Annotated in this window: 9 protein-coding genes; 5 read left to right on the top strand and 4 right to left on the bottom strand. The window is 69.1% G+C overall.

The window, feature by feature from the left end:
* Window positions 1-3 precede the first annotated feature (3 nt).
* A complete protein-coding gene (stpK7, locus tag AT701_RS06030) occupies window positions 4-1,833 on the bottom strand; it encodes a serine/threonine protein kinase StpK7 (RefSeq protein ID WP_058125423.1) in 1,830 nt (609 codons plus the stop codon).
* Between the two features lie 222 nt (window positions 1,834-2,055).
* Between stpK7 and AT701_RS06025 the strand changes: the two genes are divergently transcribed.
* Complete coding sequence (locus tag AT701_RS06025) at window positions 2,056-4,431, top strand: lysylphosphatidylglycerol synthase transmembrane domain-containing protein (RefSeq protein WP_058125422.1); 2,376 nt, start codon at window positions 2,056-2,058, stop codon at window positions 4,429-4,431.
* A gap of 98 nt (window positions 4,432-4,529) precedes the next feature.
* On the opposite strand, the gene AT701_RS06020 is transcribed toward AT701_RS06025, so the two are convergent.
* Complete coding sequence (locus AT701_RS06020; protein WP_058125421.1) at window positions 4,530-5,279, bottom strand: MSMEG_1198 family transcriptional regulator; 750 nt, start codon at window positions 5,277-5,279, stop codon at window positions 4,530-4,532.
* Between the two features lie 165 nt (window positions 5,280-5,444).
* Between AT701_RS06020 and AT701_RS06015 the strand changes: the two genes are divergently transcribed.
* Window positions 5,445-5,702, top strand: a complete 258-nt coding sequence (locus tag AT701_RS06015) for a LuxR C-terminal-related transcriptional regulator (RefSeq protein ID WP_003892560.1) — start codon at window positions 5,445-5,447, stop codon at window positions 5,700-5,702.
* Between the two features lie 63 nt (window positions 5,703-5,765).
* Window positions 5,766-7,757, top strand: coding sequence for an SNF2-related protein (locus AT701_RS06010; RefSeq protein ID WP_058125420.1), 1,992 nt, complete (start codon window positions 5,766-5,768; stop codon window positions 7,755-7,757).
* Between the two features lie 68 nt (window positions 7,758-7,825).
* On the opposite strand, the gene AT701_RS06005 is transcribed toward AT701_RS06010, so the two are convergent.
* Window positions 7,826-9,037 carry a DUF7159 family protein gene (locus tag AT701_RS06005; RefSeq protein ID WP_058125419.1) on the bottom strand — a complete coding sequence of 404 codons (1,212 nt, stop codon included), beginning with the start codon at window positions 9,035-9,037 and terminating at the stop codon, window positions 7,826-7,828.
* Window positions 9,038-9,195: 158 nt separating this feature from the next.
* Between AT701_RS06005 and AT701_RS06000 the strand changes: the two genes are divergently transcribed.
* The gene (locus AT701_RS06000; RefSeq protein ID WP_058125418.1) at window positions 9,196-9,636 is read left to right on the top strand and encodes a hypothetical protein; all 441 of its coding nucleotides are present in this window, start codon (window positions 9,196-9,198) and stop codon (window positions 9,634-9,636) included.
* Window positions 9,637-9,695: 59 nt separating this feature from the next.
* Here the strand turns inward: AT701_RS06000 and AT701_RS05995 are convergent, their stop codons facing one another.
* Entirely contained in the window at window positions 9,696-11,390 is a 1,695-nt protein-coding gene (locus tag AT701_RS05995) for a TROVE domain-containing protein (protein WP_058125417.1), read from the bottom strand.
* A gap of 414 nt (window positions 11,391-11,804) precedes the next feature.
* Between AT701_RS05995 and AT701_RS05990 the strand changes: the two genes are divergently transcribed.
* Window positions 11,805-13,007 (top strand): M23 family metallopeptidase, encoded by a 1,203-nt coding sequence (locus AT701_RS05990; protein WP_011727485.1) that lies wholly within the window; start codon window positions 11,805-11,807, stop codon window positions 13,005-13,007.
* The last annotated feature ends 39 nt before the right edge of the window (window positions 13,008-13,046 follow it).

Here is a 13,046-nt window from a genome sequence, read left to right as displayed (position 1 = left end):
GCTCTACCGGAAGGCGCCGTTGATCACCGGCTGGTTGATCATGCCCTTCTCGACGCCCCACATGGTGGCGATGGTGCGGTACTCGCCGGTGTCCATGAGGTGCTCGAGCGCCAGGCGCAGCGGCTCGGCCAGCCCGGAATCCTTGGCCACGGGCCAGCCGTACGGCGCGGAGTCGAACACCTCACCGGCCGGGGCGAGCGCGCCGCCGGACAGTTTGATCGCGAAGCCCGTGACCGGGGAGTCGGCGGTCATGGCGTCGACCTCACCGGCGATCAGCGCCGCGGTGACCTCGTCTTGATGCGTGCGCACGACCTTCTCGATGGGCGGCAGCCCCGCGGCCACGCACGCGTCGCTCTTGGCGGGGATCTCCTCGGCTTCCTGAATGGTGCTGTACGCCACGCCAACTCGCAGTCCGCACGCCGCGTCGGGGTCCACCGAGGATCCGGTGCGCTGCGCCCACAGCGTGCCGGCCTGGAAGTAGGTGACGAAGTCGACCAGTTCCTCGCGTTCGGCGGTGTCGGTGATCGAGGACATGCCGACGTTGAAGCTGCCGTCGCGCACCGACGGCAGGATGCCCTCGAAACCGGTCTCGCGGATGTCGGGCACCAGGCCCAGCGTGCGGGTGACGGCCTTCATCAGGTCGACGTCGAAGCCGACGATCTCGCCGTCGGAGTTCTTGAACTCGTTGGGGGCGTAGGGCACGTTGACGCCGATCACCAGCCGGCCGGTCTCGCGGATGTGCGCGGGCACCGCCGCCGCGATCTCGGGCACCGCGCCCGTCGGCGCCTCAACCGGCCCCGTCGTCGACGCGGTGTCGGCCAGCGCGGGCTCGCGACCCGCAGAGTTTCCGTCGCGCAACTGCCACATCCCGACCGACAGCAGCGCGGCCACCAGAACCGTGGCGCCCGCGATCACCGCGACGCGCCGCGGCACCCGCGAACGCGTGCGCTGCGCGGTCGTCAACCGGTGCACCCGCTGTGCCGAGTGCCGCCCCGAGCGGCCCGAGGTGCGCAGCACCGGCGTCGTGAGCGCTTCGCGCGCCGCCGCGGCGAGGCGCCCCGCGGTCTGGTACCGCTTGGCGGGCTTCTTGGCCATACCCTTGGCGATCACGTCGTCGAACGCCGCGAGCCGCGGATCCTTGTCCGACGGCCGCGGCGGCGCGGACACCATGTGCCCGGCGATCTGCTGTTCGAGGCTGTCGGCGGGATAGGGCCGTGCGCCGGTGAGGCACTCGTAGAGCACGCACGCCAGCGCGTAGATGTCGGAGCGCGGATCGACCTTGCCTGCGTCGAACCGCTCGGGCGCCATGTAGGCCAGCGTGCCCAGCGTGCTGCCCGCGGTGGTCATGCCGGACTCCCCCGCGCTGCGGGCCAGACCGAAGTCGATGAGATAGACGAAGTCGTTGTCGGTGATGAGGATGTTGGACGGTTTGACGTCGCGGTGGATCAGCCCGGCCTGGTGCGCGGCGTCCAGCGCCGTCGCGACCTGCTCGATCATGTCGACGACGAACGCCGGGTCCAGCGGCTTGTCGGCCCTGGTCAGCATGGCGCCGAGGTTGCGGCCCTCGATGAGCCGCATGTCCAGATACAGCCGGCCGTCGATCTCGCCGAACCCGTGGATCGGCACCACATGTGGATCGTTGACACCGGCCGCGGCGTGCGACTCCCGCCGGAACCGGTCCTGGAACGAGGCATCCTGCGCCAGATGCGGCGGCAAAACCTTCAGCGCGACGATCCGCTGGGTCTTGGTGTCGTAGGCCTGATAGACCTCACCCATGCCACCCCGGCCGATCAGCTTTTGCAGCTGATAGTGCCCGAATGGTGTCGCGTCCACCGTTTACTCCTCGGGGGCGGCCTATTCGGCACGTCAATTTTGGCTTGATCGAAGTTACATCACGTTCGCTGAATCTGTCGGCCTCGATCACACCGCCCCGCCGAAATTCGCCGTCATCAGTGACGCATGTGACCGATGTGATTTCGTGACGGCGCACAACAAGGTCAATAACGGATATCGCACGAACACCCGGCTACCTTGGTGCGAGCCGAAAGGGGGAACATGCGCGTTGACGGACGGGACATCGTTGTCACCGGGAAGTTGCTGCAACCCATGTCCCGGCGCACCAACGACATCCTGCGTCTGACGCTCGCGTCCCTCTTTCTCGCCACGGTCATCGCGAGCTCGCTGATCACCCGCTACGAGTGGGTGGCGTTGGAGCGGTCGATCTCCGAGGTCGTCGGCGTCCTCACCCCCACGCAGTCCAACCTGGTCTATCTGGCCTACAGCGTCGCGATCGTGGCGCTGCCGTTCGTGATCCTGGTCAGCCTGGTCTTCTCGCGGCAGTGGAAACTGCTGGGCGCCTACGCCGCTGCGGGTCTCATCACGATGCTGTCGCTGTCTATCACGGGCAACGGCATCGCCGCACCGCAGTGGCACTTCGACCTCGGTGACCGCCTGGACAGCCAACTCTCGCAGTTCCTCGACGATCCACGCTGGATCGGCATGCTCGCCGCGGTGCTCACGGTGTCCGGGCCGTGGCTGCCTCAGCGGCTGCGCCGGTGGTGGTGGGGGCTGCTGCTGGCGTTCGTGCCCATCCACCTGGTGGTCAGCGCCGTCGTGCCGGCCCGCTCACTGCTGGGTCTGGCCGTGGGCTGGTTCGTCGGGGCGCTCGTGGTGTGGGTCGTCGGCACCCCCGCGCTGGAGGTCCCGCTCGACGGGGCCGTGCGCGCGCTGATGCGCCGCGGGTTCCAGGTGCAGTCGTTCACCGTCGTGCGTCCCGCGGGTGCCGGACCACTGCTGCTGGAGGCCGCGTCGCAGGACCCCGACGCCGTGGCCGTCGTCGAGTTGTACGGACCGAACCAGCGCAGCGGCGGCGCCTTCCGTCAGTTGTGGCGCAAGATCCGGTTCCGCAGCGACGAGACCGCTCCCCTGCAGACCTCGATGCGCCGCGCCGTCGAACACCGCGCGCTGATGGCGATCGCGATCGGCGACCTGGGCCTGGCGAGCACGTCGACGATGTCGGTGGCCGCGCTGGACCGTGGCTGGACGCTCTACGCGCACAACCGCAAACGCGGCACCCCGTTGGACCAGTGCACCGACGAGGCCACGGTGGGGCGCGTGTGGAACGCGCTGCGCATGCTGCACGACCACCAGATCGCCCACGGCGATCTGCGCAGCAAGGAGATCACCGTCGAGGACGGCGCGGTGCTGTTCGGCGGGTTCGGCAACTCCGAATACGGCGCCACCGACGCCCAATTGCAGTCCGACATCGCGCAACTGCTCGTCACCACCACTGCGCTGTACGACGCGCAGTCGGCCGTCGGTGCCGCAATCAAGGCGTTCGGCCGTGACACCGTGCTCACCGCGTCGCGCAGGCTCACCAAGGCCGCGGTGCCCGCGCGGGTGCGCGCCACAGTGCCCGACGCCAAAGCGGTGATGGGCCAGGCACGCGACGAGGTCAAGCACCAGACCGGGGCCGATCAGATCGAGGCCGAGACCATCACCCGATTCACCCGCACCCAGGTGATCCAGCTGGTGCTGCTGATCGCGCTGGTGTACGTGGCGTATCCGTTCATCAGCACCGTGCCCACGTTCTTCTCCGAACTGCGCACCGCCAACTGGTCGTGGGCGCTGATGGGGCTCACGGTCTCGGCGCTGACCTACGTGGGCGCCGCGGCCGCGCTGTGGGCGTGCGCCGACGGGCTGGTGAGTTTCCGCAACCTGTCGATCATGCAGATTGCCAACACCTTTGCCGCCACCACCACGCCCGCCGGTGTCGGCGGCCTGGCGCTGAGCACCCGGTTCCTGCAGAAGGGCGGGCTGAGCACCATGCGTGCGACCGCGGCCGTGGCGCTGCAGCAGTCGGTGCAGGTGATCGTGCACGTGATCCTGCTGATCTTCTTCTCCACCATGGCCGGTGCGCGGGCCGACCTGTCGCACTTCGTCCCCAGCGCGACGATCCTCTACCTCATCGCGGGTCTGGCACTCGGTCTCGTCGGGGCGTTCCTCGCGGTGCCGAAACTGCGCCGCTGGCTCGCATCCGCCGTGCGGCCCAAGCTCGAAGAGGTCTGGGAAGACCTCATCAAGCTCGCCCGCGAACCGAAACGCCTGATACTCATCGTCCTCGGCGCGGCCGGCACGACTCTCGGTGCCGCACTGGCACTCTGGGCCAGCGTCGAGGCGTTCGGCGGCGACACGTCATTCGTCACCGTCACGGTCGTCACGATGATCGGCGGCACCCTGGCCTCGGCCGCCCCCACCCCCGGTGGTGTCGGTGCCGTCGAGGCCGCCCTGATCGGTGGTCTGGCCGCGTTCGGTGTGCCGCCCGCGATCGGCGTGCCCGCGGTGCTGCTCTACCGCGTGCTGACCTGCTGGCTGCCGGTGTTCGTCGGCTGGCCCGTCATGCGGTGGCTGACGAAGAACGACATGATCTGAGTTTCGTGCGTTCGCCTCGCCGAGCGTGCGCTGGTGGCGGGATCGCGCGCGTTTTCCCGCCGTGGACGCACGCTCGGCGGGCTCGGCGTTGAAGCCGGTTAGGCCGGGCGGTCCTCGGAAGGTGTCTGCACCACATCGGCGTGGCCGTGACGGCGACACCAACTGATGAGGTACCGCGCGTGCAGACCACACCAGCGGTAGACCGCGGGCAGGGTCAGCGGCAGGGCCGGATCGTGCTCGTCGCGCATCCGCATGACCGGCCCCAGATAGTGCGTCGCCACCTTGGTCGCGGTGTTGATGCCCACGCCCGCCGCAGCCGCCAGAGTGGCCCCGTCGGTGGCACGGCCCGCGGCGATCGCGCCTGCCAGGCGGCCCGTGGTCTGTCCCTTGCGTGTCCGAAACAGCTCGTACAGCGAGGGTTTCCGCGGGGTCGGCGACATGACCGGGTGACGACGACCCACCGCGGCGTCCCGGATCAACCGGGACAGCGCCTCGATACCCATGGGTGTGTGGAATGCCGAGACCACCTCGGGCCGCAGCCGGGCCTCGTCGATCAGGTCGTGCTCCAGGCTGTGGCCCTGCCGGGTGAGGATGACCGGTGCGATCCGGTTGGCCTCGTGCAGCACGTCGATCACATCGAGCCCGTCGAACGTGAACTCCAGCTCCGGGTGGTTCCACACCAGGTCGGCGATCACGACGTCGAACCGCACGCGACCGATGATCTGGCGGCGCACCGCGTCGCTGTTCTCAGCGAATTCCACCGTTGCTGCGGGCAGTTCCGACTTGATCGCCGGCGCGACGATCCGGCCAAGAGGTGAGGCCACAAGGATCCGCAGACTGTGGTCCATTCGCTGATTCTCCGATACGCGGGCAAGATCCTGCCGACAAATTCAAAGCATGTGGCTGATAACACTAAGCTCGCGTCAATTAGGCGACCAGCGCACCTGTTTTCCGTATCGCCCGAACGGACGATAGCTCCAGTCAGATTTTGCTCTGTGTGGAGGTTCGCGCGTATGACCGCAATGCCCGTCGACAGGCCGCTCCCCCGACCCGAGCTGGCGCCGCGCGAAAAGGAAGTCCTGCTCGCGTGGATCCGAACCGACAGCAAAGACGGCGTGGCCCGTCAACTGCACATTGCGCCGACCACCGTGCGAACACATCTGCAGCGCATCCGCGCCAAGTACGCCGCCGTGGGCAGGCCCGCGACCACCAAGGCCGCGCTCGTCGCCCGCGCGATCCAGGACGGGTTGATCGACGTCGACGACCTCTGAATGCGCTTTGCCCGGGCAATTGGCGCCTGTCCGGGCGGCGCGAAGATGCGATGATCAGGAGTCATGGATCGCGCAGACCTCGTCCGCCGTGCCGATGGCCTGCTCGCCGACCTCGGCACGCTTCGCGCTGAGATCGCCGCCAACGTCCGCGCCAACACCGACGCCGTCGTCGAACGTGCGCTGCAATCCACGCCGCTGGCCGGCGTGCGCCCGTACCTGACGCTCGGCACCCGCATCAGCGCCCTGCTCAACTCCGAATACCGCACGGTCGCCGACGTCCACACCGTGCCCGCACGACTGCTCACCCAGGTACCCGGCGTCGACATCGCGACCGCGCAGGCCGTCCAGGCCGGTGCACAGCTGATGGCCGACCGCATCCGCACCACCACCCGGCCTCGCCTGGACCGCGAGTCCGAGAGCGACACGGCCCTGCTGGCCGACCTGCTGGTCCTCATCAAGGCCACGCCCCCGGCCAAGCAACTGCGGCGCATCCTTCCCCGGGTGCGGGCCCGCGTCGAGGCCCCCAACGGCAACGGGCGACGGCGGCGTACCGAAGCCGCTGCAGTCGAGGAACCGGATCCGTTGCTGGACAAGGTGGCCGACCTCGTCGAGCGCATCGAATGCGCCCGCAAACCCGAGACCGACGTGTGGGCCGGTTACCGCCGCGACGGCGCCGAGATCGACCGACTCTTGATGGAGTTCGCCTCGGGGACAACCGATGTCGACGCAGCACAAGGTTTCGTCGGCGCCGCGGTGGCCGAGGAGGCCACGCAGATCGACGTCGACCGGTCGTTGGTGCGCACCGAACTGCGCGGCTACCAACTGTTCGGCGCGCAGTACGCGCTGGCGCGACGACGGGTGCTGCTGTGCGACGAACTGGGTCTGGGCAAGACCCTGCAGGCGCTGACGGTCGCCGCGCATCTGGCCGCGGCCGAGACCATGCGCCACACCCTGGTGATCTGCCCGGCCAACACCGGCATCCACTGGGCCGAGGAGACCGTCAAACACACGTGGCTCACGCCTTTGGAGATCCGCGGCCGCCGACGCGAAGAACGGCTGGCCGAATGGAAAGACAAGGGCGGCTTGGCGATTGTCACGTTCAGTGCGTTGTCGAAGATCACGCTGCCGGAACGGCCCGGGCTGGTGATCGTCGACGAGGCGCACCTGTTGCGCGACCCGAAATCCGACCGCGCCCGCGCGGTGCGCAACGTGCTGACGGCCGACGCGTGTGTGCTGTTCCTGTCGGGTGTTCCGCTGCACAATCGCATCGAGGGTTTCCGGCATCTCGCCGATTTCCTGCAACCCGACGTCGCCACCAAGGTACCGCCCAATGCCGGCGCCCAAGGCTCCATCGCGTTCAGGCGCACCGCCGACCGGGTGTATCTGCGTCGCGACTACCGTGACGTTGTCGCCGAACTGCCGCAACGTATCTCGACCGACGAGTGGGTGCGGCTCACGGGCGAGGATCGTGTTCGCTACCGCCGGGCCGTCGACGGCGGCAACTTCTCGGCGATCCGCCAGGCCGCGTGGCCGTCAGGTATGCCGGGGCCGCCGGGACCGTCGGCCAAGCTGGACCGGCTCATCGAGTTGATCAGTGAGGCCCACATCAACGGCGCGCGCGTGGTGGTCCTGTCACATTTCCCGGGCGTGCTGGAAACAATCCGAAAAGCATTGCCGGGAACGGTTTTCGGGCCACTGGACGAGTCCGTGCCGGACCGGCAGGCGATGCTCGACGCGTTCGCGACCGCGCGCGGCCCTGCGACCCTGCTGGCCCAGCTGGACGTCGGCCCGCTCGATCTGCGCCGGCTGAGCATGCCCCTGGTGGCGATCGTGACCGAACCCCAATGGCAGCCCCGCGCCGAACGGCGCATGATCGGACGCACCCAGCGTCTGAGCGATCTGCACACCGTGCGGGTGCATCGCCTGTTGGCGCGCGGCAGTATCGACGAACCGATCCGCCGGCTCGCCCACCATCCCGACGAGCCGCCCCCGCACCAGGACGAGATGGTGCGCGCCGAGCAGACCCGGCTGGCACGGTTGGACCGCATGCGCTAGATCGAGCGTGCCTTGAGGGCGGGCTTCACGCCGATTTTCCGCCCTGTGCGCACGCTCGGGCCGGGAAGTCAGCCCCAGGGCTTGGGCTCGTGGAAGCGGTTGATGATCGGGATGCGTTCGATGATCCGGTCGCGCAACCGCGGCTGCGGATAGTTCAACGGCGGCGGCGGTGGCGGCGGGACGAACGCCGGCGGAGGCGGCGGCACATAGGCCGGCTCGGGCGCGGGCGGCACATAGGCAGGCTCCGGCGCGGGGGCCGGCGGCACGTAGGCCGGTGGTTCGGCCGCGGGGACGCTGTTCACCTCGGCCACCGGAGCAGGTGCAGCAGGTGCGGGCGCGGGCGCCGCGGGCTCGGGTGCCGGTGGGCGCGCCTCGGGTGCCGGGGCTGGAGCGGCAGGCGGCTTGGGGCGAGGCGCGGCCGCGGGCGTGGCCGGTTTACTCGCCGCGGGCTCGGACTTACCGGCGTCGGTGACCTCGGCGGCCGGCGCGATCGCACCCGGGTGCAGTTGGATGCCGACGGCCGCGGACGACGCGACGACGAGGGTCACCACGGCCGCCGCGAGCACCGAGGAGAGCGCCCCGACCTTCGTCAGGTGCAGACCTTTGGGTTCATCGGAGGGGGTGTTGATGGCCAACGCGGCGGAAAGTGCCGCGCCGCGCGGATAGGCGAGGTCGGCTTCGGCCGAGGAGACGACGGGCACGGTCGCCGCCTCCGACAGCGACGCGACGATCAGATCGTCGCACTCCGAGCCCAGCAGGAAGATGCCCTCGGTACGTCCGCCCGTGGACTCCTGGAGCACGGCCTTGAGGTTCTCGATGAGATCCGCGGAGTCGGCGTCGCCAGGGGCACGGGCGATGCGGTCGGCGGACACGGCGTCGGCGGTGACGGTCGCCGCGACGGCCGCGTCGGACTCGATGATGCAGACCGCGATGTCGTCGTGACCGGTGAGCTCCGCGATGCCGCTCGCCAGGATGCCTGCGGCCTCGACCTCGGAGACCGCGATGACGTTGGTGTGGCCCCAGGTCTCCAGCGCGCCCATGACGTGGGTCGCGAGGACGGCGGCGTCACACGTCCAGGTGACGCCGATGGCGTGGATGCGGTTTCCTTGAGTGACGGTGTCGTCGACCAGGCCGCGCAGGAGCCCGTCCGGCTCATAGGCGGCCGCGTCGTCCACCGCGATGGCGCCCCGATCGATGGCGTCCCCTGCGCCCGTCGTTCCTTCGACGAGCACCCATCGGATAGCTCTCGACGTCATCGCGAGGCCGAGCACGAGGTCCATACGATCCCCCGATCTGGCTGATTCTCAGTAACTGAGGCTACCGGTGTGATGCCGCTTACTCGCGCTGACTGGGTTCATGTCACGCCGATCGGCTGTTCACGGGGTTGCGGCGCGGTGCCGGAGTGCCGCTCGTCGGGCCGCTCAATAGGCTCGGGGTCATGAGGGGTATCGTCGCCGTGGCGGCTGCAGGGTTCCTGCTCACCGGGTGCGCGATCGCGGGCACCCCGGTCGCCGCGCCGGTCGACGACGAATGGCGCGATGCGGTGACGCAGGCCGTCGCCGGTCTGGGCGGCCAACTCGGACCGATCAGCGACGCGATGGGCACCAAGGACTACCTGGAGTTGCAGTCGGCGTGCGCGGATCTGCGCGGCTACATCGACAAGGCCAAACGCAAGGTGCTGCCCGGCCCGGACGTGGCGGTCAACGAGGCCCTGCGCGACGGCTTGGACGGATACCGCGACTGGGCCGAGCAGTGCATGACGCTGTCGGCGACGTCGTCCCCGGCGCAGCTGCGGAAGTTCTCCGACACCATCGACGGCGCCGACAAGCGCATCAAGGACGGGCTCAAACTGCTCGGCATCGAGATCGGACGGAGATGACAGAGACGGAGATGACAGAACGGGGGTGACGGTCGAAACCGTCACCCCCGCCTGTGCCGCTAGATGTCGCCGCGTGAGAAATCGGCGAGCAGAGTCGGCACCGCCGAGTCGAACCCGGAGATGTCGAGCTGGCGCGGATCGGCCGGATCGGCGATCGAGTTGTGCGACGAGGTCATCGCAACGACGACCAGTCGCGCATCGATGCCCATCTTGTGCCGGTACTCGGCCAGCGCCTGGTGCGGATGGATGTTTCCGTACCAGGTCTCGTTGTCGGTGTAGATGTGGAACGTGTCCACCTTCACCCCGCGCCGCAGCGCCCACATCATCGGCAGCGCGCAGTCGGTGGCACCGAACGGCAGGTCCGCCGTGTAGCGGCACACGTCGTCGAGCCGTCGGCGCGGGCTGATGTCCAGCTCGCTCACCGCTCGCTGGGCGTGGCCACCGCGGCCCGCGGTGAACCCGATGATGCGGTGCGCAGGCTCGGTCGCCGCCGTCACCAGCGCCAGTGCCGCCGCTGCCTCCCGACACGAGATCGGAAGACCCGACACCGGCGAGGTCATCGACCCCGACACGTCGAGCGCCAGCAGCGTGCGCTTGTACGCCGGACGCACCGCACCGTAGGCCGCGTAGAACGCGGCGTCCAGCGCATCGGCGATCTTCGCGACGGGCGTCCACACCCCCTGGCCGCGGGCACCGCGGCCGCGAGCGTAGGTACGCTGCGCCACAAGGACATTCACCGGGTGCACGCGGGCCTTGACCAGCCGGTCACGGTCGGCGAGCTGCTCGGCGACTGTGTCCCCGACGGCACCTGAGAGCACACCCAGCCGGGTCAGGCGGGGCAGCTGACGCATCAGCGCAGTCTGCGGTATGCCGCGGTCGATCAGCGCCTCCCACACCGCCGGTTGCGCCAGCGCCGCGTCGGGCAGCATCTCCCACGACAGCCCGTGGCCACGGTCGATGATCTCGATCCACCGCGCGGCGGTCGAGGCCGCCTGGGCGTCCTCGAAGTCGGCGATGATCGCGAGCTCGTCGGGCACCACCTCGGCGCGCACCGGCGGCCGGACAGCGGTGCGCTGTCCCACCTTCAGCTCGGCGTCGGTGAGCCGGGCAGGCGCCTCGGCGTAGTCGCCCAGACCCTTTCCTGCCGCCCAGTTGAACGCCATGCGCCGGGCCGGATGGACGACACCGGACGGGCGGGCCAGCCGCAGCATGTCGCGGTGGCTCCACCCGCCACGCTGCCGGTACTTCACCAGCTGGTAGGCCAGCGCATCGACGGGACGCTCGGTGTACCAACGGGATACGGCGCGACGCAGCGTCGGCCCCCACCCGCGGAACTGCTCGACGTAACCGGCGAACAGGAACAGGTGGGTGGCCGTGCGGGCGACCCGGGGCAGCGCGGCCAGCGCGGCACGCCGGCCGTCGACGTCCTCCGATGAGGCGGCGATGGCCAGCGCGAACAGCGCCGGGTTGGCCTTCGGCGCGCGACCGGCGTCCGACACCTCGACGATCCGGTTCACCAGACCGACGGGATCGGTTGCGGCAACACGCAGTACGACCTCGGCGTTGTCGCGCGTGAGCTCACGGTCGGCCGTGTAGTACGTGCCGCCGTCGGTGCCCAGCGTCAGGAAGCGGTGTACCCGGGCCCAGTCATCGACCGGAAAGGTGTACCCGCCCGCCGCGTTGCGCACCTGCCCCGGCGTTGCGGCCGGGGCCTGCGGCGTCTGACGCAGGCGAATGGTCTTGAGGATGTCCACGGGCTTCTCCTTTCTCTGGGTCGATGTGGACATGGGTCAGGGGCCGCGAGCGTGTGAGGTGCCAACCGGTTGCCGACAGCGCAGCGCTGTCGACACCAAGGAGTCGAACCTTGAAGTCGCCAGATAACCGATCGACGTCCGGCCCGCGGCCATGAAGTTGTGAGCTCGGTGATGTGGGCGTGTGAGGTATCAACCGGGAATGCTCTGCCAGCTGAGCTACCGCCCTGCGTAGGGCGGGCGGGATTCGAACCCGCGACCATTCCATTAGAAGTGGTAACCGATCGACGTCCGGCTCACATCACCAAGCGAAGAGAACGCTACGCCCGTGGGATTTGCTGCGCTACCGATTTATCGGCATGGGTGCAGCTCGTCCAATCACGCATGGCCGGCACGGTTCGCGGTTTAGCATTCGGGATGGCCGCCATGACGCGGCGCCTGCGGGCGCTGCCGGCACTGCTGATCTTCGTGGTGACCGCATGCACGTCGCCTCCTGCACCGGTCGAGCAACCGACTGCCGCCGGCCAACTGACTCCCATGCTCGTCGAGGTCCTGTCGACACCACGGTGGTTCACCGGGACCGACGGCCGCACGCACCTCGCCTACGAGTTGCTGCTGACCAATGTCGCGCCCGCGGAGGTGAACGTCGCAGCGCTCGAGGTCCGCGACGCCGATTCGGGTGCGACGCTGATGTCGCTGTCGGATGATGCGCTGCGCGAAGCGATGTCGCTTGCGGCGTCGCCGTCCCCTCCGACCACGGCCGTTCCGTCGTCGGCCATGACCGTGGTGTGGCTCGACGTCCCGTCGAGCGGTCCGCCCGCGGCGGCGCTGACGCACCGACTGACCATCGACCCGCCCCAAGGGGTGACGCTGGACGCGGTGGCGTGGACGTTCACCACCGACCCGGTGTACGTGGACCGACGTCCACCCGTCGTGCTGGGCCCGCCGCTCGCCGGTCCACGGTGGATCGCCCTCGGCAGTTGTTGCGACGGGCCGCACCGGCGGGCAACGTATCCCATCGACGGGCGCTGGTACATCGCGCAGCGCTATGCGATCGACTTCAACCTGTTGGACGCGCAGAATCGGCCCGGCATCGGAGATCCTGTGCTTCCCAACAGCTTTCCCACCTTCGGCCAACCGGTGTACGCGGTGGCCGACGGTGTGATCGCGATGGCCGATGACGGACGCCCCGACCTGCGCGTCGGGCAGGCGCGTGATGAGCCGACCCCGCAGGATGCCGGCGGCAACCGCGTGGCGATCGACATCGGGGACGGGCACTACGCGATCTACGCGCACCTGCGCGAGGGCAGCATCAAGGTGCGTGCGAACGACCGGGTCCGGCGCGGTGACCACATCGCCGACGTCGGCAGTTCCGGCACCACCGGTGGTCCGCATCTGCACTTCCAGGTCAACGACCGGCCGTCGGTCGTTTACGCGGACGGGCTGCCGTACGTCTTCGACAGCTTCGACGTCACCGGCAGGACCCCACCCCTCGAGGAGGTCCTGCCCTACTACGACACGCTCGAACCGATTCCGGTCAGCACGGCCGACACCGGTCGGCGCGACGACCAGCTACCGCTGGGACGTGACGTGCTCACGTTTCCTGCGGCTGACGGTTAATGTGGTCCCGCACATGACCGCCGAACGAAAGGAAGGCCG

Origin of the sequence: Mycolicibacterium smegmatis, from assembly GCF_001457595.1 — a bacterium.
Taxonomy (GTDB): Bacteria; Actinomycetota; Actinomycetes; order Mycobacteriales; family Mycobacteriaceae; genus Mycobacterium; species Mycobacterium smegmatis.
Note: the sequence above shows the minus strand (reverse complement) of the source record. Positions and strands in the feature narration are given on the sequence as shown.

Coding starts and splice junctions, on each gene's coding strand:
- AT701_RS06025 (WP_058125422.1), top strand. CDS start 2,056: ATGCGCGTTGACGGACGGGACATCGTTGTCACCGGGAAGTTGCTGCAA.
- AT701_RS06005 (WP_058125419.1), bottom strand. CDS start 9,037: ATGGACCTCGTGCTCGGCCTCGCGATGACGTCGAGAGCTATCCGATGG.
- AT701_RS06015 (WP_003892560.1), top strand. CDS start 5,445: ATGACCGCAATGCCCGTCGACAGGCCGCTCCCCCGACCCGAGCTGGCG.
- AT701_RS05990 (WP_011727485.1), top strand. CDS start 11,805: ATGGCCGCCATGACGCGGCGCCTGCGGGCGCTGCCGGCACTGCTGATC.
- AT701_RS06000 (WP_058125418.1), top strand. CDS start 9,196: ATGAGGGGTATCGTCGCCGTGGCGGCTGCAGGGTTCCTGCTCACCGGG.
- AT701_RS06010 (WP_058125420.1), top strand. CDS start 5,766: ATGGATCGCGCAGACCTCGTCCGCCGTGCCGATGGCCTGCTCGCCGAC.
- AT701_RS06020 (WP_058125421.1), bottom strand. CDS start 5,279: ATGGACCACAGTCTGCGGATCCTTGTGGCCTCACCTCTTGGCCGGATC.